This window comes from Rhodanobacter sp. TND4EL1 (assembly GCF_054061035.1).
In genome coordinates, this window is record NZ_JBSSDT010000003.1 from 261,222 (window position 1) to 285,929 (window position 24,708).

The following is a 24,708-nucleotide window of genomic DNA, read 5'->3' on the forward strand; positions in this document are numbered from 1 at the left end:
CCCAGATCTCCCCTCCGGGCTCGAGCAATTTTTTTCGGGCCCGTTTCTTTTGGAGACCCCGCTTCAACCCCCATGGCATTCTGCAGGGGCACACCACCAGAGACCGCCGATGACCCGACCGATCACGCGCCACCCGGCCGTTTTTCTTCGCTGCCTGCTGCTTGCGGCGATCTGTCTGTTCGGTGAGTCGTTGTTCGCCGAAACGGCACCGATTTCATTGATACCCCAGCCGGTGAAACTCGACCTTGGCCAGGGGCATTTTTCGGTCAGCACCGCCACGCCCATCGTGGTTGCCGGCGATGCACCCGCGACGGGGCGCACCGCACACTGGCTGGCCGAACTGACGGCGCGCACGCGCGGACTGAAGTTGGCGGTGCAGCCACGAGCGGACGGCGACGGAGCCATCGTGCTGCGGCTCGATGCCACCCTCGACCCAGCCAGCGACGAAGCCTATGTTCTGGATGTGACAGCGCAGGGCATCGTGCTCAGCGCGCGCACGGAGGCAGGCCTGTTCCGCGGCGCGGCCACGCTTTACCAGCTGCTGACGCCCGACGCGACGCACGGAGCCGTGCAGGTCCCGGTGCTGCATATTGCCGACCACCCGCGTTTTGGCTGGCGCGGACTGATGCTGGATTCCGCCCGGCACTTCCAGAGCGTCGCCGAGATCAAGTCGTTGCTCGACCAGATGGCGCAGCACAAGCTCAACACCTTCCACTGGCATCTCACCGACGACCAGGGCTGGCGGATCGAGATCAAGCGCTATCCCGAACTCACCCGGATCGGCGCGTGGCGCACCCCGCCGGACGCCGGCCATGATGGCGAGCCGCAGAAGTACGGCGGCTTCTACACGCAGGCGCAGATCCGCGAGGTGGTCGCCTACGCCGCGGCACGCTTCATCACCATCGTGCCGGAACTCGACATGCCGGGGCACGCGCAAGCGGCGGTGGCGGCGTATCCGCAACTGGGTGTCACCGGGCAGCGACCAGTGGTGTCCACCGATTGGGGCGTGAACCCGTATCTGTACAACGTCGACGATGCGACGTTCCAGTTCATCGACAACGTGCTCGACGAAGTAATGGCACTGTTTCCCTCGACGTACATCCATGTCGGCGGCGACGAGGCGATCAAGGATCAGTGGCAGGCCTCGCCCGCGGTGCAGGCGAAGATGCGCGCGCTGGGCATCACCAGCGAGGATGCGCTGCAAGGCTGGTTCATCGACCGCATCGGCCAGTACCTCGACCAGCATGGCCGCAAACTGATCGGCTGGGACGAAATCCTCGAAGGCGACCATCTGCCCGCCGATGCCACCGTGATGTCGTGGCGCGGTATCGATGGTGCGATCAAGGCCGCCATGCTCGGTCACGACGTGGTGATGTCGCCCGCGCCGGGGCTCTACTTTGACCACGTGCAAGGCGATCTCGCCGACGAATACGCCGGTCGCCTCGGCGTGGAATCGCTCCGGAACGTGTATGCCTTCCAGCCGGTGCCGGGCGTGTTGAGCGCCAGCCAGGCGGCGCACGTGCTGGGCGTGCAGGCCAATCTCTGGGCCGAGCACCTGCCCACCTTCGCCCACGTCGAGCACGCCGCCTTTCCACGGCTGGATGCGCTCAGCGAAGTGGCGTGGTCGCCTGCCGCCACCAACAACTGGCCGAGCTTCCTCGCCCGTTTGCCGGCGCAGTTCGAGCGTTACCACGCACAGCACGTCAACGTGGCCGACAGCGCGTTCGCGGTGGACATCGGCATCGACCGCAACCTGGCGTTGGCCACCGGCAAGGCCACCGTCACACTGGCGAACCAGGTCGGCGTGGGCGCCATCCGCTACACGCTGGACGGCAGTACGCCCACGACACGTTCGCCGCGCTATGAGGCGCCGTTCAACGTGACCCTGCCACTGACCGTGCGCGCGGCAAGTTTCGGCGCTGACGGCGTCCCGCTCGCCACGCCCCGCGCACGGGTGCTGGACCACGCGACCCTGCTCAGCGTGCCCGGAAGTGCGCTGCCGAATTGTCCCGGCAGCGATTTCCGGCTGCGCGTGCAGCCCATGCCCGACGCGACCAGCACCCAGCCGGTGTACGCGGTGAACGTGTTCGACAGCTGCCAGCAGTTCCCCGCCACGTGGATGGATGGCGTGACCGCAATCCATGTCGACGCCGTGCGGCTGGTACGCAATTTCGCGCTGGCGCATGAGCAGAAACTGGTGGTGTCGCGACCGCGCGCCACGCCGTTCGGTGAACTGGTCGTGCATCTGGACCAGTGCGACGGTCCGGTGCTGGCGAGCATGCCCTTGCCCGACCCCGCGCATGCCGCTCGCCACTTCGCGCTCGACGCCACGCTGCCAGCGCAACAGGGTGAGCATGCGTTGTGCCTGGTCTACACCGCGCCGAGCGACGGCCCCCTGTATGCGATTGGCCGAGTGGCGCTGACGCCATGAATTGCGAGGCGCAACACGTCGCACGGCTCACTTCCCTGCATGGCAGGCCTCGATGAGCTTGTCCGAGACATGAGCCAACGCCTGGCCTCCCTCGACGCCCTGCGCGGTTGCACCGTGGCGGCGATGCTTCTGGTCAACGATCCCGGCGACTGGGCGCACGTCTACTGGCCGCTGGATCACTCGGTGTGGAATGGCTGCACGCCGACCGATCTGGTGTTTCCGTTCTTCCTGTTCGTGGTCGGCGTGTCAGTGGCGGTGTCGATCCTGCCGCGGCTGGAGCAGGGTGTACCGCCCGACGCGCTGGTGCGCAGCGCGATGTGGCGTGCGTTGCGCATCGTGCTGCTTGGCGTGGCAATCAACGTGCTGGCCGCGCTGATCATGCCGCACGCGCATCTGCGCTTTCCCGGCGTGTTGCAACGCATCGGGCTGTGTTTCGCCGGGGTCGCGCTGTTCGCGCTGCATACGCGGGCGCGGACGCAGTGGGTCACCATCGCGGGTTTGCTGCTTGGCTACTGGGGCCTGCTGCTGCTCGGGGGTTCGCTGGAGCCGTGGACGAACATTGTCAGTCGCTTCGACAGCGCGCTGTTCGGCCGCTTCGTCTACCTGATCGATCCGGCCACCGGTCGTGGCCACGACCCGGAAGGCCCGCTCGGCACCTTGCCTTCTATGGCTACCACCTTGCTCGGCTTGCGCGCAGGTTGCTGGTTGCGCCGGGGCCGGCTTCGATCACTACTTGTCTTCGGGGTGACTGCCGCGCTGCTAGGTGCGCTGTGGTCGCTGTGGTTGCCGTTGAACAAGAATCTGTGGACGCCGTCCTTCGTGTTGTGGACGGCCGGCTGGGCCGCACTGGCCTTGCTGGCGTTCCATGGGCTGATCGACCGCCGCGGCTGGCCCGCGCTCGGTCGCCGCTTCGGCGTCAATGCCATCGCTGCCTACGCCGGCTCCGAACTGATGCAGATCGTGTTGCCGGTGCTGGGACAGGACGCGCTCTATCAGCACCTGTTCGCCAGCTGGATGACGCCGCGGTTCGGCGCGTATGTTCCGTCGCTGGCGTTCGCGCTGGTGTTCGTGGCGGTGTGGTGGCTGATCGTGCGCGCGATGGATCGGCGGCAGATATACCTCAAACTCTGACGGCCGCAGCGCGGGTACGGCCTCGCGCTTCAGCGGCGACCGCGCAGCGCCTTGATGAACCACGCCATTCCCGCGAGGCCCAGCACCAGACCGATGCCGGCGCCCCAGGCGCCGCCGAGATCGCCGCCCAGCAAATAGCCCAAGCCGAAGCCCAACGGAAACAGGACGAGTAGCGGAAGACAGCCCATGGCTCAGCTCACTTTTTCCAGGGATTCCGTCTGTGACGACGGGTGACGCAGCAGCGCGTGTCGGGCTTGTTGCAGTTCGTTTGGTGAAAGCTCGATCAGCGCGACCGGTTTGCCGCCGATCAGTGCGGCAACGGCTGCACCGTCGCGATACAGCACGCGCGAACCGGCCAGCGCCGGCACCTTGTCGCCGACCAGTACGGTGCCCACCAGGTTCAACGGATCGCTGCCGCTGAGGCAGACCAGCTCGCCATCATCGGCGCGCGCTCGCACGGCACGCAGCGGCGCGATGGCCTCGGGCAGGGCGAACTGTTCGCCGACCAGCCCTTCGACGAAACGTCCACCGCGAATCTCGCCGCGTGCCTCCAGCCGGTGATACACGCGCAGCAGCTCACGCCATGGCGGCAGCCACGGCGCCTCGCGCTCCAGCAGTTTCCAGAACACCACGCCGTAACGACGCAGCAGGATGCGGGCGATGTGTTCCGTTTCCATCGAATCAACTCGGCGCGAAGCACCACCCTCGCCGCCTCTCCCCTGAGGGGAGAGATTTGAGGTGAGGGGCTGCTTTTGCGCCAAACCCCCTGGCTTTTCCTCCGCCCGCGGCCCCTCATCTGTCCTTGTGGACATCTTCTCCCCGAATGGCAGAACAGGATTACGCGCCAGCGCCCAGCGCCCCGCATCCTCGATACCGCCGAACGAATGCCGCCGCATCCGCCGGTGTCGCGCGCCGTCGCGCTTCGCCGCTGGCAACAGCAACGCGCGCAGGCCGGCGAAGCTGTCGGCACTGACCCGGCCGGCGGCAACCAGCTCGCCGAGCGCGTCTTCCAGTTCGGTACGCAACAGGTGGGTGTCCGTCAGCAGTTCGTCGAAAAACAGCGCGCCGTTGGCCTGCAGCGTGTCGGCCACGGCCTGGGCTCGCGATGACAGCGGGTGGCCGGCTGAATCATCGCCAGAGGCCACAGCCGTCCAGACGGCCATGTCACGACGTGGCAAAAGCACGATGGGCGTGCTGCGCACCGGCCCGCCACCACCGCTGCCGGCGCGAAGACGGGTCCAGACGATGCGGCCGGAGCGGCACAGCTCGTCCAGCCACGAGCTGGCATAGTCGACGACGCGCGCGGGCAGCAGTTCGCTTTCCCAGGCGCCGGCTGCGGCCTCGAAGCCCTCCAGTTGCGCCAAGGTAGTCACCAGCGCATCCGGGCCGCTGGAGCGCGTGGCGGCCGATACATGGTGCCAATCGAACAGAAATCGCATCAGCACGCGGCGGCTGACCGGCTCGATCTCGCGGCGCAAGCGACCGATGGTGTAGCGATGGATGCGCGCCAGCAGGTGGCGTTCGCACCATTCGATATCGCGGGCGTCAGCGCTGAAGCGGCCCTGCATCACGTAGCCTTCCGCTTGGAGGCGCAACAGCACCTGTTCCACCTCGTCCGCATCCACCTGGATCGATTGCGCCAACGCGCTCACCGTTACCGGGCCGAGGCCGCCGAGGCGACGGCGTACCAGCTCCAGCAGGGCATCCTCGCGTGTCCACGGTGGGATGGCGTATTCGGCGCGGGCGGTGACAGGCGGCTGCATGGATGCGTCGGGATGCAGCGCCTGCCACAACGGCAGCAGTTCGGCCGACGTCCAGATCGCAGGCTGCGTTCCCACGGCAAGCAGGGTGGCGCGTTTTGCGGCCGCGAGCAGCGGCAGGCGTTCATTCCAGCCAGGGTTGGCGGTGACTTCACCGGCACTGACGAAGCCGAGCAACGTCAGCGCCTCGTGCATCTCGTCGGCATCGCGCACTTGCGGCCACGCTTCTTCGCGCACGGCGGCGATGGCTGCAGGGTCGAGCCGGCCAAGATCGTCGGCGCTGTCGGCATTCCAGCCGCGGGTCTGCACGGCGTGGGTGCGGCGCTCTTCCAGCGGGGCATCGTCGAGGAAGGCGTACGGCGCCGCATTCAATACTTCGGCAGCCAACGGGCTGGGCGCGGTGAGGTCGCGCGCCACGAGGGCGATCTCGCCGGCTTCCAGCTGGCGCAGGATCGCCAACAGACCGTCCACGTCCATTGCCTCGCGCAGGCAGTCGTGCATGGTCTGGGTGACCAGCGGGTGGTCCGGCACCTCGCGTTCGCCCACGATGTTTTCCAGGCAGGCGACCTGGTCCGGGAACACGGCGGCGAGCAGGTCTTCGCCTTTCATCCGCTGCAGCGGCGGCGGGGTGCGCTTGCCGCCGGTGAAGCGCGGCAAGGCCAGCGCGGTCACCGCATTCCAGCGCCAGCGCGCGGGGAACAGCGGTGCGTCGAGCAGGGCCTGGATCAGGACGTGTTCGGCGGTATTCGAATGCAGGTAGTGCGCCACTTCCTCCAGCGGAAAGCTGTGGCTGGTCGACAGCGACAGCACGATCGCGTCTTCGGTGGCCGCCGCCTGCAGCTCGAAGTTGAACTGGCGGCAGAAGCGCTTGCGCAGCGCCAGCCCCCACGCGCGGTTGATCCGGCTGCCCCACGGCGTGTGGATCACCAGCTGGGTGCCGCCGGACTCGTCGAAGAAGCGCTCCAGCACCAGCGTGTGCTGGCTCGGCAACACGCCGAGTGCGGCTTTCGCGCGAGCGAGGTAGTCGACCAATTGCTGCGCGGCGGCCTCGCCCAGTCCCAGCTGATCGTGCAGCCAGGCCACGGCGGCCGGCACACCGCCGACATCAAGCTGGGTGGAAATTTCCTCGCGCAGTCGCGAGACGCCGAACGACAATTCGTTGCTGCGCCCCGGCGCTTCGCCCAGCCAGAACGGGATGCTCGGCGGCGCGCCATGCGCATCCTCCACCCGCAGCCGGTCGCGCTCGACGCGCTGGATGCGGTAGCTGGCGTTGCCGAGCTGGAAGATGTCGCCGGCCATGCTCTCGACTGCGAAATCCTCGTTCACCGTACCCACGATGATCGCCTGCGGTTCCAGCACCACCTTGTAGTCGGCCGTGTCGGGAATGGTGCCGCCGGAGGTCAGCGCGGTGAGCCGGGCGCTGCGCCGCGGGCGCAACTGGTGATTCACCGCATCGCGATGGATGTAGGCCGCGCGCGGGCCCTGGCGGGTGGTGAACCCCTCGGCCAGCATGCGCACCACGGCATCGAATTCGCTGCGTGCGAGCTCGCGATACGGATACGCGCGACGCACCAGCGCATACAGCGCGTCCTCGTCCCATTCGGCGCAGGCAACCTCGGCGACGATCTGCTGGGCCAGCACGTCGAGCGGTTGCGGCGGCATGATCAGCGCGTCCAGCTCGCCGCGGCGCACGCAGTCGAGCAGGGCGGTGCATTCGATCAGGTCGTCGCGTGTGGCGGGAAACAGACGCGCTTTCGGTGTGCCGTCGATGCTGTGGCCGGAACGGCCGGCGCGCTGCAGGAAGGCCGCGATCGAGCGCGGCGAACCCAGCTGGCAGACCAGATCGACCTCGCCGATGTCGATGCCCAGCTCCAGCGACGCGGTGGCCACCAGCACCTTCAGCTCGCCACGTTTCAGTCGCTGCTCCGCATCCAGCCGCAACTCCTTCGCGAGGCTGCCGTGATGGGCCGCCACGTGTTCCTTGCCCAGCCGCTCCGACAGATGCCGCGCGGCGCGCTCGGCCATCCGCCGCGTGTTGACGAACACCAGGGTGGTGCGATGTGTCTCGACCAGTTGGGCGAGCCGGTCATAGACCAGCGCCCAGCTGTCATTCGACATCACCGCTTCCAGCGGCACCGGCGGGACTTCGATGGCGAGGTCGCGCGGGCGGGTGTGGCCTGTGTTTATGATGGTGCACGGATCTTCCTTCTCCCCCTTGGGGAGAAGGTGGCCCGAAGGGTCGGATGAGGGGCGGGTGCTCGCGGGGGAGTAACATTCGATAGCCGCTTTGTTGTGGCTCTTTCGCGACCCCGGCCCCTCATCCCGCCCCTCTCCCCGAGGGGGAGAGGGTGAACGAGCGCCGACCAAAAAGTCGGCGACCATGCTTATGGGCTTCTGCGTCGCCGACAGTCCGATCCGCAAGAGCGGCCGCGCGCACAGCGACTGCAGCCGTTCCAGCGACAGCGCCAGATGCGAGCCGCGCTTGCTGCCGGCGATCGCGTGGATCTCGTCCACGATCACCGTGCGCGTGCCACTCAGCATCTCGCGGCCGGACGCCGAGCCCAGCAGCACGTACAGCGATTCCGGCGTGGTCACCAGGATGTGCGGCGGCCGCTTGCGCAGCAGGCTGCGTTCGGCCTGCGGAGTGTCGCCGGTGCGCACGGCGGTGCGGATCGCCACGTCGGGCAGACCGAGCTTTTCCAATTCGGCCCGAATGCCTTCCAGTGGTGCTTCCAGATTGATATGGATGTCGTTCGACAGCGCCTTCAGCGGCGACACGTAAACGACGCTGGTGCTGTCTGCCAGCAGGCCGCCGTGGGTCACCCCTTCACGGACCAGCGCATCGATCGCGGCGAGAAAGGCGGTGAGCGTCTTGCCCGAGCCGGTCGGTGCGGCGACCAGGGTGTGATTGCCGGCCCGGATTGACGGCCACGCCGCTGCCTGCGCAACGGTGGGCGCGGCAAAGCTGCGGCGAAACCAGGCGGCGACGGCCGGATGGAAATCGTCCAGGGGGCAGGGGTCGTTGCGCATCGGTGCGGGTCCGCGCGGCGGTCGGGAGGTGCTCACCGAGCATATATGGGGTCGCGATCGGCTGGCACCAATCCAGCGGAGGCCGTGCGGTCATGATCTCGGTCGATCGCGGCCATCCACGCGTCGGTGCAGTGGCGGACCCGCCATGGCAGTATTCAGCTTCGGTCGTCACAGCCCAGGGGCCCGAGGGGGAATCCGGTGGCGGCGTTCAAGCGAAGGACACTCATGCACGTAACGGAATTGCTGCGGCGCAAGCTGCACTTCATGCGCACGGTGTGCGGCCGGCTGGCGCTGATGGCCCTGGTCAGCCTGTTGGCGGTGACGACCAGCCATGCGGCCAGCCTCGATCCGGCCGTGCTGCCGAAGATCCAGGCGGCCACCTTCGAAGTGGTCGCGGCCAAGCCGGTCAAGGATCCGCTTTCCTATGAAAAGCCGCTTCCGCTGGAGCTGCTGCCGTTCCAGGAGCGCAACGACAAGTACTACTCGATCGGCACCGCCTTCGCCCTGGGCAACCACCGCTACGCCACCGCGGCGCACGTGCTGCAGATCGGCGTCAACGGGCTGTGGGGAGCACCGGCGTTGCGCGACGCCAGCGGCCATGTGTACGCGATCGACAAGATCGAGAAATTCTCGCTGCAGCAGGACTTCGTGGTGTTCACGCTCGCCGAGCAGCCTGCTTCCGCGGTGGCGCTGGATATCAACCCGAAGCCCGCCTTGAATGAGGTGGTGTACGCCGTCGGCAATGCCCTCGGCACCGGCGTGGTGATCCGCGACGGGTTGTACACGTCGAATACTCCGGAAGAGCAGGACGGGCGCTGGAAGTGGATGCGCTTCTCCGCGGCGGCTTCACCCGGCAACAGCGGTGGCCCGCTGCTGGACTCCAACGGCAAGCTCATCGGCATCGTGCTGATGAAGTCCGCCAACGAGAATCTGAATTACGCGCTGCCGATCAGCGAAATTCTCGCGGCACCCGATGGCCAGGCCGTCATGGATGTACGCGGTGCCTACCAGCTGGATCTGTTCGACGCGCGCAAGATCGGCAACCTGAAGGCGAAGTTCAAGCTTCCGCTCAGCCTTGCGGCGTTCTACCAGGAATATCAAAAGCACCTGAACGCGTTCAGCGACGAACAGATCAATGCGCTGCTGGCGCAGGAGTCGGCGAACCTGTTTCCCAACGGCCAGGGCTCGGCCAAGCTGTTGTACCAGCAGACCCAGTTGAGCGGCTTTCCCGAGTTGATCATGCGGGGAACCACCGGCGAATGGGGGTTGAACGGCCGCAGTTCGCGTCATCTTCCGCTGGATGGCAACGGCTATCTGGATGTGGGCGGCGTGGGTCGCAACGGGTTGGCACATCTGCGCCGCCCGGACGGCGTGGACGCGGACAAGTTCTATGACGACGCCACGGTGCGCATGGACCTGATGGCCAAGACAGGCATGTTCCAGCGTTCGGTGGGCAGTGAGAACGTCAAGATCACCTCGCTCGGCAAGCCCGCTTTCCAGGCGGTGCATCTCGATCGCTGGCAGCGGCCGTGGCATGTCGAGATCTGGCCGTTGCCCTACGCCAACACCCGGATCGTGCTCTATTCGCTGCCGGTGCCCGATGGCACCGTGATGCTGACCCGCTCCTTGCCGGCTGCGGGCGAATACGATGCCCGGCTCGACATGGACGAACTGAGCAACTTCGTCTACGTCAGCTATGAAGGCACGCTGGCGCAGTGGAAGCAGTTCCTTGCCAAGCCGGCCCTGCTGCCGCCCGCCTTCAGGCAGATCCATCTCGATATCGACTATGACCATCATTTCAGCTACGCGTCCCGGCGCATGGCGTTCTCCTACACGCCCGAGCTGCAGGTCATCAAGCCGGACAACCTGATGTATCTCGGTTTCCGATTCCTGCTCGACAAGCAAACGCCGGCATGGGACGTGGGCGCGGTGGTGATCTGGAAAACCCCGGCTTCCGATGACAAGAACAATGTGGTCGTGCAGCGCTTCGTTGCGCCCCCGGTCGGGTTGGATGAAGACCTGAGCAGCCTGTGGAAAAAGGTGTCGCAACGCAGTTACCCCTACAATGCCGTGGCGCGCCAGGAGGACGGCTTGATGAAGATCAACGGCGTCGCTGCTGCCGCGGATGCGGACGCGGACGCCGATGCTCCGGTGCTGTACAGCCCGTTCTACGGGGTGGAGGGCAATCACTCGCAGGACGAGATGAAACACAAACTCGATCTGCTGACGAAAAACCTGCGGGTCAGCGAGCATTGAATGTCACCCTGCGCCATGCGTTTGCGGCGGCCACGTGATGCCGTCCTGACAGGTGCAGGCGACGAATGGATCAACCGCGGTCATCAACACCCGGCGAGGTTTGAAGTGCAGCAACACCAACAACCGACGCAGCCCCAACGCGTCGAAACCGACCTGCAACAAGCGTCATGGTTGAGCATGGCGGACGGCCAGCGCGTGTATCTGCGTGACTGGCCGTTGTCACAGTCGCGCGGCGCGGTGCTGATCGTGCACGGGCTGGGCGAACACAGCGGGCGGTACGAACGCCTTGCCGCATGGTTCAACCAGCGCGGTTATGCAGTGCGCAGCTACGACCAGCGCGGTCATGGCCAGACGCCGGGTCGTCGGGGCAGCCTGCGGCATGCCGACGATCTGCTGGAAGATCTGGCCACTGTCTACAACGACTACGCCGACCACCAGCCGCACCCGCCCTTGCTTCTCGGACACAGCATGGGTGGCCTGGTCGCCGCACGCGCGGTGCTGGATGGTCGGGTCACGCCGCCGGCGCTGGTGTTGTCATCGCCGGCGCTGCGCAGTTGGGAGTCGCCGCGGATGATCGCGCTGGCGCGGCTGCTCAGCCGGCTTGCACCGCAGCTGCCGCTGCGCAACGGGCTGGACAGCAGCAAGCTTTCCCATGAAAAAGACGTGGTCGCCGACTACCGCGCCGATTCGCTGCGGCACGGCTGGATCACCCCGCGCCTGGCCGACTTCATCTTCCACGCCGGTGCGGCGTGCATTGCCGACGCAGGCAAGCTGGCCGTGCCGACGCTGCTGTTGGTCGCGGACAGCGACGCGCTGGTCGATCCATCCGGCAGCCGCGCGTTCGCGCGCAAGGCGGGCCCGGGGGGCCGACTGACCACGCGCTTCTTCTCCACGCTGTACCACGAACTGTTCAACGAGGCCGAACCGGGGCGCAGCCAGGTGTTGATGCAGCTGGGCGACTGGCTCGGCCGGCAGGATCTCGCGTCGGCCCGCTGAGCGGCATCCTGCGCACGAATGCATTCGGCCGGCCCGCTGCCTGCCTCCGCATCGCCATGAATGGCGGCGATACTCATACGCAAACCTATAGGGAGAAGGTTGCATGTCATCTCGATCCAGCCAGCCACGTTCGCGCCATCTTGCATGGCGCCTGTTCGCCATGCTTTCGATCAGCCTGTTGCTGGCCGCCTGCCATCGCGGTCACGACGACGGCAAGCCCGCGCTGCAGGGCGCGCCCGCCAGCGCGTCGAGCGCACCCGCGGGAGACCATGCCAAAGCCGACTTCGCGCTGGTGTCGGCCAGCTCTCGAACCGCCGACTCGCGCACCGCGATCACGCTGCGGTTCAACGCGGCGCTGGCCTCGGCCCAGGCATTCGATTCGCTGATCGCGGTGACCGGTGCCAACGGCGAGGTGATCAGCGGCAGCTGGAGCCTGGATGACGACGGCAAGACACTGGGCTTTCCGTTCGTGCAGGCCAATACGCGCTACGTGGTGCAACTGAAGGCCGGCGTGCTCGCTGCCGATGGCCGCACGCTGGGCCACGACGTGAAGCACGAGGTGTATTCCGGCAACCTGCCGGCGGCGGTGGGCTTCGCTTCACACGGCAGCGTGCTGCCCGCGCGCGGTACCCGCGGTCTGCCGCTGGTGTCGATGAACGTGCACGATGCCGACGTGGAGTTCTTCCGCGTGCATGACGACGCGCTGTCCGACCTGTTCTGTGCCTATCCGCGCAACGGTCATCGGGACAGCTACGAGCTTGACCACGACGTCAGCTATTACAACAAGTGCGGTGACGACAAGCGCAGCCGCATGCCGATCACCGATATCGCCGACTCGGTCTACGCCAATCACTACACCCTGGGCGGCGAAGCGAACGAGCGCACGGTGACCTACCTGCCGGTACAGAACATCAAGCAGCTGGCACAGCCCGGCGTGTACATGGCCGTGGTCAAGGCCGGCGGCACCTTCAAGGACGGTTACGACACCGCCACCTTCTTCGTCAGCGACCTCGGGCTGCACCTGCGGGTCTACCGCGACAACGTGCTGTTGCATGTCGCCTCGCTGCGCGATGGCACGCCGGTCAACGCGGTCGACATCGAGGTGCGCGACGCCGACGGGCACGGCAAGCTCAAGGCCAGCACCGATGCCGATGGCAACGCGCTGATCGCCTACAAGATCAAGCCATCCGACGTGCTGGTGGCGCGCCACGGCAAGGATGTCTCGGTGCTGCCGTTCAACCGTCCGGCGCTGGACGTGTCGAACTTCGACATCAGCGGGCGCCGGCAGGCGCCGTTCGAGGTCTATGCCTGGTCCGGCCGCGACCTGTACCGGCCCGGTGAAACGCTGCGTGCGTCGGCCTTGTTGCGCGACTACGACGGCAAGCCGATGAAGCCGCAGTCGTTGTTCGTGCGGGTGAAGCAGCCTGATGGCCGCACCCTGGTGGAGACCCGGCTGGAGCCGAAGCAGCTCAACTATTTCGAGTTGAGCCAGGCGATTCCGGCTGACGCGCCGACCGGCCTGTGGCAGCTGGAATTCCGGCTGGATCCGGCCAGCAAGGACACCGTGCAGGCATTCCCGTTCCACGTTGAGGAATTCCTGCCCGAGCGACTCAAGGTCGAGCTGTCCAGCCCGCAGAAACAACTGGCTCCCGACGAGCCGCTGAAGCTGAAGGTTGCTTCCAGCTATCTCTACGGCGCACCCGCCGACGGCAACCGCTTCACGGCGAAATTGCTGGTGGCGGCGGAAGTGCATCCGGTGGCGACCATGAAGGACACCTTCTTCGGCAACCCGCTGGTCGAGTTGCCGAAGAGCGCCGATGACATCGTCGATGCAAAGCTCGATGCGCAGGGCGTGCTGGAGCAGGACGTGCCGCTGCCCGACGACGTGAAGCCGGTCGCGCCGCTGGCGGTGACCTTGTCCGGCAGTGTCTACGAAAGTGGCGGGCGCGCGGTGACGCGCTTGCTCAAGCGCACCTACTGGCCGGCAAACACGCTGGTCGGCGTGCGACCGCTGTTCGATCCGAAACAGGGTGCCGAGAGCGAAAGTCCGGTCGGCTTCGAGATCGTCCGCGCCAATGCGGACGGCAAGCTGGTTGCCGGTTCGCATCTGAAAGTGCGCCTGCAACGCGAATTGCGTGACTTCTACTGGCTCTACGAGCAGAACGGTGGCTGGCAGTCCAACGCGAACCAGCGCCTGCAACTGATCGACGAGAAAGACGTCGACGTCGCCGCCGGCAAAGCGACGCACGTGGAGTTCCCGGTGCAGTGGGGCAGCTATCGGGTCGAGGTCTACGATCCGGAGACCAGGCTGACCACGGTGTTCCCGTTCTTCGCCGGCTACAGCTGGGACGACGAGAACCTCGGCAAGGAGGCGCGTCCGGACAAGGTCAAGTTGCAGCTGGACAAGGCGCGTTACCGCGCGGGCGACACCATGAAGGTCACGGTGACGCCGCCCCACGACGGACCCGGCGTGCTGCTGGTGGAGTCGGATCATCTGCTCTACACGAAGAACATCGAAGCCAGGGCGGGTGCCACCTTCGAGATCCCGGTGACCAAGGACTGGGAGCGCCATGACGTCTACGTGTCGGCGCTGGTCTTCCGTGGTGGCGAGGCGACCGAACACACCACGCCGGCGCGGGCGATGGGCATCGAATATGTGGCGATGGATCGCAGCGACCGGCGCATTCCGCTGAAGCTCGACGCGCCGGCGCTGATGCGGCCCGGCAACCCGCTGGATGTCAACGTGCAGGCGACCGGGCTGGCCGGCAAGCAGGCGTTCGTCACGCTGTCGGCAGTGGATCAGGGCGTGCTCAACATCACTGACTACCCGGTGCCCGATGCGTGGGCATGGTTGTTCGCCAAGCGTGCGCTGGCGGTGGATGCCTACGACCTGTACAGCCGCATCATCGAGGGGATGGATGGCGAACAGGCCAAGTTGCGCTATGGCGGTGACATGAGTGCCGGTGCGCTGCCGAAGGCCACCCGACTCAACCCGAAGGTGCAGATCGTCGACCTGTTCAGCGGTCCGGTCGCCTTTGATGCACAGGGCAAGGCGACGCTGCATGTCGATGTGCCCGACTTCAACGGCAGCCTGCGACTGGCCGCGCTGGCGTATACCGACAGCCGGTACGGCAATGCCGACGGCAATGTGACCGTGCGCGCGCCGCTGGTGGTCGAGCCGAGCACGCCACGGGTGATGGCGGCCGGTGACAAGGCGATGATCAGCCTGGATCTGAAGAACCTGTCCGGCAAGGACGGTACCGCGAAGGTCAGCGTCAAGGGCGGCGGGCTGATCAGCATCGACAAGGCGACCCAGAGCGTGGCACTGAAAGACGGCGTCGGCACCACGCTGCACATGCCGGTTACCGCGCAGGCCGGTGCCGCGGTGGCGACGGTGGATATCCACGCCGAGCTCAACGACTACCAGGTCGATCGCCACTTCGAGTTTTCCGTGCGCCCGGCGTGGCCGGAAACCGTCACCACCACGCCGATGGCGCTGGAAGCGGGCAAGAGCGAACGGCTCGGTGCGACGGCGCTGGCCGGTCTGCTGCCGGCCACCGTGCACGCACGGATCACCCTGAGCACCTTGCCGCCGCTGCCGTACGCCGCCGCGCTGCGTGACGTGCTGCGTTATCCGTATGGCTGCATCGAACAGACCACCAGCAAGGGTTACGCCGCGCTGATTCTGGACGGCCAGACGGCCGCGGCGCTGGGCGCACCGGTGATGAGCGACGAGGTGCGCAAGGCGGCGGTCGAAGGGGCGCTGTCGCGGATCGCCTCGTTCCAGGCCAGCAACGGCCACTTCAGCTTCTGGGGCGGCAGCAGCCCGATCGTCACCTTCACCACGCCGTACGTGGTCGACTTCATGCTGGACGCGCGCGACGACGGCTTCGCGGTGCCGCAGGACGTGCTGCAGAAGTCGCTGCAACGGCTCAACGACGACCTGCTCGCCGGCGGCCATCCGTACTACGACTACGAACAGCACGACCACCTGCGTCTGGCTGACGAGGCGTATTCCGGCTTCGTGCTGGCCCGCGTAAACCGGGCACCCCTCGGCACGCTGCGCGCGCTGTTCGACAACGAGCGGCAGAAGCTGGTGGCGCCGCTGCCGCTGGTGCATCTGGGGATCGCGCTGAAGCTGATGGGTGACAACGAGCGCGCGCAGAAGGCGATCGACGAGGCGTTCGCGTGGAACAAGGAGCGGCCGTGGTACGTCGGCGACTACGGCTCGGACCTGCGCGACCTCGCGCTGATGGTGGCGCTCACGCATACCTACGGCATGAACAAGCCGGCCTACGACGCCAAGCTGGTCGACTGGGCGCGCAATGCCACCGCGAACGTGCGCGTGCGCCAGCAGCAGGACAAGGACTACCGCTGGTCGTGGTCGTACCTGAGCACGCAGGAACAGGCGGCGATCGCCCGCGTGGCGCGCGCGTTCGATGCGAAGAGCAACGCGCCGCTGGCCGTCTCGCTCACCGCGGGTGGCAAGACCGAGCAGGCGCCCGCGCAGCGCGTGTGGAGTCGCGAACTGACCGTGGCCGAACTCAATGCCGGCGTCACCGTGCAGCCGACCAGCGACGCGGCGATCTTCGCCACGCTCGACGTGGCCGGCATCCCGCAGAAGGCGCCGGCCGCCGATGACAGCCAGATCGACGTGCGGCGCAGCTACTTCACCACCGACGGCCAGCCATGGACTGGCGACAAGCTGAAGGAAGGCGACACGCTGATCGTCGAACTCGACATCGAGGCGCGCATGGACATCCCCGACGCACTGGTCACCGACCTGCTGCCGGGCGGGCTGGAAGTGGAGAACCTCAATCTCGGTGGAGCGCAGGCGTGGTCCGGCGTGGTGATCGACGGCATCGACCTGGACCAGCACGCCTCGGCGGCCGAGATCCAGCACGAGGAATACCGCGACGACCGCTACGCCGCCGCGCTCAACCTGCGTCGCGGTGACAAGGCCCGGGTGTTCTATCTGGTGCGCGCGGTGACGCCGGGCACCTACACCGTGCCGCCGCCGCTGGTCGAGGACATGTACCGGCCGGCCGTGCGCGGCATCGGCAAGGTCACGCCGGCAAGCATCACCGTGGTCGAGCCGTAGAGACCCGTAGGAGCGCACCCGTGCGCGAGCTCTTCGTTGCACCACGAAGGGCGTCGCGCACAGGGTGCACCCTCGCAGAAACCACATGATTGTTCCCGTCTCCACAGCCACGCCGCAACGCCGCCCGCGAAGGTGGCGTTGCCTGCGCGCCGTCCTGGTCGCGGTCATCCTCCTGCTGCTCGCGGCCTTCGTCCTCGATCGCCTGTTCCCGCTGCAGCTGCCGGCGCCCGATACCGGCAGCACCGTGGTGCTGGCGCGTGACGGCACGCCGCTGCGTGCGTTTGCCGACAGCGATGGCGTGTGGCGCTATCCGACCACCGCGAAGCGGGTGTCGCCGCTCTACCTGCAGGCGCTGCTGACCTACGAGGATCGCTGGTTCTACCGCCATCCCGGGGTCAATCCGTACGCGCTGCTGCGCGGCTTCGCCGGCGGCGTCCTTCACGGCCATATCGTCTCGGGCGGTTCCACGTTGACCATGCAAGTGGCGCGGATCATCCAGCCGATTCCGCATACCTTTCGCGGCAAGCTGGTGCAGATCTTGCGGGCCCTGCAATTGGAAGCGCACCTCAGCAAGGCGCAAATTCTCGACCTGTATCTCAACCATGCGCCGTTCGGCGGACCGATCGAAGGTGTCGAGGCGGCCTCATGGGCGTATCTCGGCAAGCCGGCGACGCGGTTGTCGCATGCCGAGGCGGCGCTGCTGGCGGTGTTGCCCCAATCGCCGAGTCGGCTGCGGCCGGATCGGCGTGCGGCGGCGGCGCGCGTGGCGCGTGACAAGGTACTCGGGCGCATGCGCGATCTCGGCGTGTGGAGCATGGCCGAAGTGCGCGACGCGGCGATCGAACCGGTGGCGGCGCGTTCGCTGCGCGCGCCGTTGTCCGCCGCCTTGCTGGCCGAGCGACTGCGTCAGCAGCAACCGCAGGCGCGGCGGATCACCAGCACCATCGACGCGAACCTGCAGCGCGCCGCCGAGGATCGCGTCGGCGCGTACCTGTCACGCCTGCCGCCGCATACTTCGGCCGCGTTGCTAGTGGTCGACAACGCCACCCTGGAAGCGCGCATCTACGTCGGCACCAGCGACTTCGCCAACCCGCAACGGCATGGCTACATCGACATGGTGCGGGCACCGCGCTCGCCCGGCTCCACGCTGAAGCCGTTCCTGTATGGGCTGGCGCTGGATGACGGCCTGCTCAACTCGGCCAGCCTGCTGGTCGATGCGCCGCAGGACTTCGGCGGTTACAAGCCGGGCAATTTCGACGAGGCGTTCTCGGGCCCGGTCAGTGCGGCGGAAGCGTTGCAGCGTTCGCTCAACGTGCCGGCGGTGGACGTGCTGGACCGGGTCGGGCCGAGCCGCTTCGTGGCGCGGCTGGCCAACGGTGGCGTCGACCTCGGCCTGCCAGCCGGGGCGCAGCCGAACCTGTCGATCATTCTCGGTGGTGCGTCGACCCGGCTGGAAGCGCTGGTCGGCGCGTATACCGCCTTCGCCAACGCGGGTATCGCCGGTACGCCGCGTTACACCCGCGAACAACCCGCGCGGCCACGGCGACTGATGTCCGCAGGGGCGGCTTGGATCATCCGCGACATCCTTGCGCACAACCCGGCCGACGTCGAAGGCGCGCCGCTGGCCGGCGCCGTCAATCGGCACGCCAGCGTGGCGTGGAAAACCGGCACCAGCTACGGCTATCGCGATGCGTGGTCGGTTGGCGTCACGGATCGCTGGACCATCGGCGTATGGATCGGCCGTCCGGATGGCACGCCGTCGCCGGGCCAGTACGGCGCAGTCACCGCCTTGCCGCTGTTGTTCCAGATTGCCGACATGCTGCCTTCGCGCGGCGGTGCCCCCGCCGCGCAACCGGCCAGCGTCAGCCAGCGCGAGATCTGCTGGCCGCTGGGTGGCGCGCTGGACGCCACCGATCCGGCACTGTGCCGCCAGCACCGCGCGGCGTGGGTCCTGGACGGCGCACTGCCGCCGACCTTTGCCGAGCGCGGCCTGGGTGCGTGGTCGGCCGGCTTGCTCCATCTGCGGGTCAATGAGAAAGGCCAGCGGCTCAGCGGTGCCTGCCATGCGGCGCGTGAGCACATCATCGAGCTGGCCCGCTGGCCGGCGCTGGCCACGCCGTGGCTGAGTCGCGACGATCGCGCCCATTCCGCGCTGCCGCCCATGGCGCCCGGTTGTGCCGCCGACTCGCTGGACAGCGCCAACCCGATCCGCATCAGCGGCCTCACCGATGGGGTCACCCTGCGCCGTGCACCGAACAGCGATCAACCGCTGCGGGTACGGCTGAATGCCCTGGGCACGCAGACCACCGTGCAATGGTTGCTCGACGGCCGCCTGCAAGGCAGCAGCGAGGCCGACGCCGCGATCGCGATCAACCTGCCACAGGCAGGCAACTACCGCATCACCGCACTCGCCGGTGACGGGGCTTTTGCCACCATCACGCTGCGTGTGGTGGGTCCGTCGTCCTGATCTCGGCAAACCGGTGGCTTGGCCGGATGCCGTCCAGCCCGCGGTGACGCGACCGCGCCACAGACACCATGCAAAAGAATGCGGCGGACCCGCAAGGCCCGCCGCACGTCATGCCAGTCTGCGGAAATCGCTCAGAAGCGGAAGCGCACGAAGAGCGAGGGACCGTCCAGCTTCATGTCGAGATTGGCGTTGTAATCGTGCTTGCGCTGATGCAGCACGATGCGGCTGTAGCTGTATTCGGCGCCCATGCCCACGTTCTTCCACGGGAACCATTCGACACCCAGGGCCGCGTTGACGATGTGACCATTGAGCTTGCCGCCATTCTTCTTCACGCCGGCCGCGTCGATATACATGCGCCATTGATCATTGAACGCGTGCCGCCAGCCCAGCTGCAGTGTCGGCGCCCATGCGCTGTCGGTGGTGCTGGACGAAGCCTGACCCAGCACGTCGCCGTTGAGGCTGGCCTGACCGCTGATGCCGGCATGCACGCGGTAGTAGGCGGCACCCAGGCCCAGACCGAAGACGTCGTTGCCCTGACCGAACCACCAGCGGTAGGCGGCGCTGCCGAAATCGAAATTGAGCTTGCCGCGTACCGAGGCGTCGGCGTTGTAGTCGTTGCCGTTGTAGCTGATGCCGCGCGACAGGCTCTTGGTGTTCTCGCGATTGACGCTGTAGTAGTCCACCGAGAAACCCTGGCTATCGCCTACCAGGAAATCGATGCGCGCACGCGGCACGCTCTTGTGGTCCTTGAAGCCAAGGTCCTTTTCCAGGCTGAAATCGCCGCTGTACTGGTTGCTCTTGTCGCTGGCACCGATCGCGGTATCCATATGGGCGTCATAACCGCCCAGCCAGATGCTGACGCGATCAAGCGCCGGCGACTGCTGGGCAAAGACGCTGCCGCTGGCCAGTGCCAGCGCGAGGAGGGTCGCTGCGCGACCGGCGTTGCGCTTGTGGAAAGGTGCTGCAAAAGACATCGATTGACTCCGTACCGAAAGGGGATGGCTTGGGCGCCTGGAAGCTGACGCCGCGGGGGGATGGCGCCATGGTACGAAACGGGGTCGTCAACAGAGCGTGGACGCGATCGCCGCGCGGCGGTGACTTGACGGGGATCGAACGAGCATTCCTGCCGGACACGGACGATGTCTGCCAGCGTCGCATGCGCGCCATGGTGGTGTGTCGTGCGTGTCCGCTCTGTTCAATCGACAAGCAGGACCGACAAGAGTCAGCGGCTCGGTTCGGCCTGCTTCTGGGGTACTTTGCGCACCTTCTCCATCGGATAGCCCAACGCCTTGACCCGATGCAGGAGTGCATCGTAATCAGGCGGCGAAATCGTCGGCGTGCGCGCCATCACCCACACATAGTCACGCGCGTCACGGGCCACGATCACCTGGCTGTAGTCATCCTTCAGGTAGGCCACGATGTACTGCGCCTTCAGCGGCCAGAATATCTGCACGCCCCACACCGCGTTGCCGCTGCCTTCCTTGACGACCCCGATGGAGTGGATGTCTTTCTGTTCGCCCTCGAAGCTGCCGTCGCGGAAGTGGAACGAGGTGGCGATGTCGCCATTGGGCTTCAGCGCATAGACCTCGAGCGCGTTGTACGCATTCTTCTCAAAGCGGGTGGGGATGGCGGCGATCACGTACCAGTTGCCCATGAAGCGGGGGAGGTCGACGTGGGCGACCGGCGTGATCGGCGGCAGCTCGCTGGCGCAGGCATTGGCGCTCAGCAGCACGGCGCAGGCCAACAGCAGGTTCCTGGAAAGTTTCATGGTCACTCCGGCGAAGGTGGGCGGGAACTCAGGGCCGCACGAAGCGGTAATGCGCGACCAGCCATTCCTGCCCGTCGGCGTAACCGAACAGTTCGGCGCAGGACATCCAGAACATGCGCCAGCGCTGGAACCACAGCGGCGCCGCCTTGGCACCGTAGGCCTGGGCCAGCACCTTCATCACCTTCTCGCGGTGGGCGTCCTGGTTGATTAGCCAGTGGTTCGCGGTGCGCTGGTAGTGCGTGCCGTCGACGTGCCAACGCTGCTCGATCTTCAACGCTGACTGGAACCAGAGCAGGGTGTCCGAGGCCGGCATCAGGCCGCCGGTGAAGAAATGCCGGCCCATCCAGTTGTCGTCGCCTGAGGTTTCGAACGGATACATCGCGGTCTTGTGCGCGAAAATGTGCACGAACAATTTGCCGCCCGGTCGCATCCAGCTGGCGATGCGCTGCAGGAGGATCTCGTAGTTGCGCATGTGTTCGAACATCTCGATCGACACGCAGCGGTCGAACTGTGCGGCCTCCAGTTCCAGCGCGTTGACGTCGCAGGTGATCACACGCACGTTGAACAGTCCGCGCTGGCGGCACTGCGCCTGGATATGCTCGCGCTGCGGATTGGAGTTGGACACCGCGGTGATCCGCGCGTCGGGATAGCGCTCGGCCATCCACAAGGTCAGCGAACCCCAGCCGCAACCCAGTTCCAGGATCGACTGGCCGTTGGCCAGTTCGGCGCGTTCGCCGTACAGCCTGAGCATCGCCTCCTCGGCCTGCTCCAGCGACTCGTCACCGCGCGGGTAATAGCAACTGGAATACTTCAATCGCTTGCCCAGGCACAGTTCAAAGAATGCCGGCGGCAATTCGTAGTGCTGCGCGTTCGCCTCGGCGGTGTGGATGGCGACCGGGCTGTGGCGCAACAGGTCGATGCGCTCGGCATAGCGCGCCGCCTGGGCGTCCAGGCCGCCGGCCTGCTCCTCGCGCAGGCGTTGCGCACACAACCGGCGAATGCCCTGGCGCAGCAGTGCATCGGGAAGGTGGCCACGTTCGGCCATGCCCAGCAGGCCCGACGCCGGGCGTTCGCTGGCCAACTCGGCAGCAACGGTGGAAGCATGCGCGGTGGTGTTCATCGTTCGGACCTCTTGGGAAACCTGGGGATCAGCATCGGGGTGGTGCGCTGGTACTCGCGGTAGTCCTCGCCGCGACTGCGCAGCGCCTGCGCCTCGGTATACGGCACGCCACTGATCCAGCGCAGGAACACGTACATCACGATCGGGCCGGACCACGCCAGCCAGCCGATCGGCGAACCGATCGCAAGACAGACGTAGGCAAACCAGTGAAGCCACTCGAAGAAATAATTCGGATGGCGCGAGTAGCGCCACAAACCACGGCGGCAGGTGCGACCCTTGTTCGCCGGGTCATCGCGGAAGTGCGCCAGTTGCGCGTCGGCGATCGATTCGCCGAGCACGCTGAGCAGCCAGATCGCGACAGCCAACGGCAGCCACACGCCCGATGCGGCGGGGTTGCGCGCCACGGCGACGAACGGCAGCGCAAACAGCACGATCAGCAAGGCCTGGAACTGGAAGAAGGCAAAGAACTTCCACTGCACCCCCTGCCAGTGCGCACGCAGGTGCTGGTAGCGGCCGTCTTCCGGCTCACCGCGCACGCGCTTCCACAAATGCAGGGCCAGACGCGTGCCCCAGACGCCGCCGAGCAGTGCCAGCATCGCGCGTGTCCAGGGCGCGCCGTTGCCGATCAGGGCCAGCAACACCGCACTGCCGCCGACGCCAGCCGCCCACAGCACATCGACGATGCCGGCGTTGGCGCGGCTGCGCTGCCACTGCCAGCCGAGGCTCATCATCGATGCCGCCGATATCCACACGATCAGCAATGACCAGGCAGGATTCATGCGGAAACACCTCGTGTCGGGTCATCCGAAAGGGTCGTGTGCCGCGTGGTCGCGCCGCGTCGTGCCAGCCACGCCAGTGCCGGTGTCGCCAGCGCCCAGCCAACAGCCAACGCCAGCAAGCCGTGCCAGGTCGGCTCGGCGAAACTCACCGCGTGCCAGCCACGAGCGGCGCCCAGATAAGCCAGCGGACCGCCGACCAGCCCGAGCAGCGCGGCGAGCCACCAGCGCTGCTGCAGATAGCGCAACGACTGGCTGAAGGTCAGCGCGAAGGTGATCCACAACGCCAGGATCCATGCCGGTGCCAGCGGCAGATTCGGCCAGCCGGCGGCATAACTGGCGAGGCCGTTGCGGATGATCGCGCCATCCAGCAGGAAGCCGAACACGAGGCCGGCCGCCATCAGGCTGAGGTCGACGCGGATATTTCTTGCCAACACCAGTTGCGCCAGCGCGTAGATCAGCATGCCGAGCACACCCGGCCAGACCAGCCCGTGACCGGCACCGATCACCGCGGCGAACCAGACCGCCTCGTAGCCGACCAGGCTGAGCCAGAAACTCATGGGGACAGATCCACGTGGAGACCGATCTCCGGCAGCAATGCGGCACGACGATTGCCGGGCCTGGCCATCAGCAGGTGCGCCACGCCGATCGATCGCTCGCGGAAGCCGCCTTCGCAATAGGCCAGGTAGAACTCCCACATGCGGATGAAGCGCTCGTCGAAACCTTGTCCGCGCACCTGCGGCAATTGGGCCATGAAGCGCTCGCGCCAGGCTTGCAGGGTCAGCGCATAGGAGCTCCCGAAATCCTCCAGCTGGGTCAGCGCCAGGTCGCTGGCGCGGGTCTTGGCCGCCAGCAGCGCGTTGATCGATGGAATGAAGCTGCCCGGAAACACGTGGCGCTTGATGAAGTCGACCGACTTCAATGCCTGCGCGTAGCGGTGGTCTTCGATGGTGATCGCCTGCACCAGCGCCAGGCCATCGGGTTTGAGCAGGCTGCCGAGCTTGCCGAAATAGACGTCCAGATACGGCGCACCGATCGCCTCGACCATCTCGATCGAGACCAGCTTGTCGTACTGGCCGTCGAGGTCGCGGTAGTCCTCCAGCAACAACGTCACGTGTGCGTCCATGCCGGCGTCAGCGACGCGTGCGCTGGCCAGCGCATGTTGCTCGCGCGAGATCGTGGTGGTGGTGACATGGCAGCCGTAGTGCGTGGCGGCATACAGCGCGAAGCCGCCCCAGCCGGTACCAATCTCGATCACGCGGTCGGTCGGCTTCAGGTCCAGTTTGCGGCAGATCCGTTCCAGCTTGCGCGCGGAGGCGTCCTCCAGCGTATCGGTCGGCTCGGTCCAGATCGCCGAGGAGTACATCAGGTCCGGCGACAGGAACAGGCTGAAGAAATCATTGCCCAGGTCGTAATGCGCCGCGATGTTGCGCCGGCTGCCGTCGCGGGTATTGCGGCGCAGCGCATGCCAGCCGCGCATGGCCATGCCGCCAAGCCGGGCCAGTCCGCTTTCCATGCCGTCGAGCAGGTCGCGGTTGCGCACCAGCAACTGGATCAGGCCGACCAGGTTGTCGCAACGCCATTGGCCGTCCATGTACGACTCGCCGGCGCCAACGCTGCCGTTGCGCGCCACGGCGCGATAGAAGTCCGGGTCCAGCACCTCCACGTGGATCTGCAGGTCCGGATGCGAACTGGCCGGGTCGCCCAGTTCCACCGTGCCGCAGGCGTCCTGCAGCACCAGTCGGCCGTGCCGCAGGCCGCGCATCTGGCCGAGCAATTGCTGGCGCAGGAAGCTGTCGATGGCACCGAGCGAGATGGCTTCGTCCATGCCGGTGGTGGCGATGTCATTCATGGCAGATCTCGGGGACTTTT

Annotated in this window: 14 protein-coding genes; 6 read left to right on the top strand and 8 right to left on the bottom strand. The window is 66.6% G+C overall.

Annotated elements, in window-relative coordinates:
* Window positions 1–109 precede the first annotated feature (109 nt).
* Window positions 110–2,431, top strand: a complete 2,322-nt coding sequence (locus ACVWWQ_RS12965; RefSeq protein ID WP_133948890.1) for a family 20 glycosylhydrolase — start codon at window positions 110–112, stop codon at window positions 2,429–2,431.
* Window positions 2,432–2,500: 69 nt separating this feature from the next.
* Window positions 2,501–3,562, top strand: coding sequence for a heparan-alpha-glucosaminide N-acetyltransferase domain-containing protein (locus ACVWWQ_RS12970; RefSeq protein WP_133948888.1), 1,062 nt, complete (start codon window positions 2,501–2,503; stop codon window positions 3,560–3,562).
* Window positions 3,563–3,591: 29 nt separating this feature from the next.
* On the opposite strand, the gene ACVWWQ_RS12975 is transcribed toward ACVWWQ_RS12970, so the two are convergent.
* Both ACVWWQ_RS12975 and ACVWWQ_RS12980 read right to left on the bottom strand, forming a co-directional pair.
* Window positions 3,592–3,750: a hypothetical protein gene (locus ACVWWQ_RS12975; RefSeq protein WP_166669716.1), complete on the bottom strand. Its 159-nt coding sequence runs from the start codon at window positions 3,748–3,750 to the stop codon at window positions 3,592–3,594.
* A 3-nt stretch (window positions 3,751–3,753) separates the two neighbouring features.
* On the bottom strand, window positions 3,754–8,352 hold the full coding sequence (locus ACVWWQ_RS12980) for a DEAD/DEAH box helicase (protein WP_133948886.1): 4,599 nt from the start codon (window positions 8,350–8,352) through the stop codon (window positions 3,754–3,756).
* Window positions 8,353–8,577: 225 nt separating this feature from the next.
* Between ACVWWQ_RS12980 and ACVWWQ_RS12985 the strand changes: the two genes are divergently transcribed.
* The 4 genes from ACVWWQ_RS12985 to pbpC all read left to right on the top strand — a co-directional run bounded on the left by ACVWWQ_RS12985 (window position 8,578) and on the right by pbpC (window position 19,172).
* Window positions 8,578–10,608, top strand: a complete 2,031-nt coding sequence (locus ACVWWQ_RS12985; RefSeq protein ID WP_457383425.1) for a trypsin-like peptidase domain-containing protein — start codon at window positions 8,578–8,580, stop codon at window positions 10,606–10,608.
* 177 nt (window positions 10,609–10,785) lie between these two features.
* Entirely contained in the window at window positions 10,786–11,604 is an 819-nt protein-coding gene (locus tag ACVWWQ_RS12990; RefSeq protein WP_133948884.1) for an alpha/beta hydrolase, read from the top strand.
* A gap of 103 nt (window positions 11,605–11,707) precedes the next feature.
* Window positions 11,708–16,705 (top strand): alpha-2-macroglobulin family protein, encoded by a 4,998-nt coding sequence (locus ACVWWQ_RS12995; RefSeq protein ID WP_133948881.1) that lies wholly within the window; start codon window positions 11,708–11,710, stop codon window positions 16,703–16,705.
* 85 nt (window positions 16,706–16,790) lie between these two features.
* Window positions 16,791–19,172, top strand: a complete 2,382-nt coding sequence (pbpC, locus tag ACVWWQ_RS13000) for a penicillin-binding protein 1C (protein WP_133948879.1) — start codon at window positions 16,791–16,793, stop codon at window positions 19,170–19,172.
* A gap of 131 nt (window positions 19,173–19,303) precedes the next feature.
* Here the strand turns inward: pbpC and ACVWWQ_RS13005 are convergent, their stop codons facing one another.
* The 6 genes from ACVWWQ_RS13005 to ACVWWQ_RS13030 form a co-directional block, all read right to left on the bottom strand.
* Window positions 19,304–20,146: a hypothetical protein gene (locus ACVWWQ_RS13005; protein ID WP_133948877.1), complete on the bottom strand. Its 843-nt coding sequence runs from the start codon at window positions 20,144–20,146 to the stop codon at window positions 19,304–19,306.
* A gap of 248 nt (window positions 20,147–20,394) precedes the next feature.
* Window positions 20,395–20,940, bottom strand: a complete 546-nt coding sequence (locus tag ACVWWQ_RS13010) for a lipocalin family protein (protein WP_133948875.1) — start codon at window positions 20,938–20,940, stop codon at window positions 20,395–20,397.
* 28 nt (window positions 20,941–20,968) lie between these two features.
* The gene (locus ACVWWQ_RS13015; RefSeq protein ID WP_133948873.1) at window positions 20,969–22,060 is read right to left on the bottom strand and encodes an SAM-dependent methyltransferase; all 1,092 of its coding nucleotides are present in this window, start codon (window positions 22,058–22,060) and stop codon (window positions 20,969–20,971) included.
* Window positions 22,057–22,839, bottom strand: coding sequence for a DUF1295 domain-containing protein (locus tag ACVWWQ_RS13020; RefSeq protein WP_133948871.1), 783 nt, complete (start codon window positions 22,837–22,839; stop codon window positions 22,057–22,059). Before ACVWWQ_RS13020 ends, ACVWWQ_RS13015 begins: the two co-directional genes overlap by 4 nt.
* Entirely contained in the window at window positions 22,836–23,396 is a 561-nt protein-coding gene (locus tag ACVWWQ_RS13025) for a DUF2878 domain-containing protein (protein WP_133948869.1), read from the bottom strand. Before ACVWWQ_RS13025 ends, ACVWWQ_RS13020 begins: the two co-directional genes overlap by 4 nt.
* The gene (locus tag ACVWWQ_RS13030; RefSeq protein WP_133948867.1) at window positions 23,393–24,688 is read right to left on the bottom strand and encodes an SAM-dependent methyltransferase; all 1,296 of its coding nucleotides are present in this window, start codon (window positions 24,686–24,688) and stop codon (window positions 23,393–23,395) included. The genes ACVWWQ_RS13025 and ACVWWQ_RS13030 overlap by 4 nt, the downstream gene beginning before the upstream one ends.
* Between the last annotated feature and the right edge of the window lie 20 nt (window positions 24,689–24,708).